The 418-nt window shown below is 75.1% G+C and carries 1 protein-coding gene; it reads left to right on the forward strand.

Features of this window, described 5'->3' with window-relative positions; translation table 11 throughout:
* Nucleotides 1-418 (forward strand): dihydroxy-acid dehydratase (locus tag M3677_RS17555; protein ID WP_251161222.1); only part of this gene is annotated, 418 nt, incomplete at both ends.

Genomic DNA, 418 nt, shown 5'->3' on the forward strand with positions numbered 1-418 from the left:
GTGCTGGCCGCGGCCGCCGAGGGCGAGGTCGACTTCACCCTCGCCGACATCGACGCCATCTCCCGCCGCGTGCCGTGCCTGGCGAAGGTCTCGCCGAACTCCGACTTCCACATGGAGGACGTCCACCGCGCCGGCGGCATCCCGGCCATCCTCGGCGAGCTGCGCCGCGGCGGCATGCTGCACGAGGACGTCCACGCCGTCCACGCCGGCTCGCTGGCCGAGTGGCTGGACCGGTGGGACATCCGCGGCGGGGCTGCGTCCGACGAGGCGCTCGAGCTCTTCCACGCCGCCCCGGGCGGGGTGCGCACCACGCAGGCGTTCTCCACCGCCAACCGGTGGAGCTCGCTGGACACCGACGCGGCCGAGGGCTGCATCCACGACGTCGCGCACGCGCACACCGTCGACGGCGGCCTGGCCG

The organism is Curtobacterium sp. P97 (assembly GCF_023712445.1).
Classification (GTDB): domain Bacteria; phylum Actinomycetota; class Actinomycetes; order Actinomycetales; family Microbacteriaceae; genus Curtobacterium.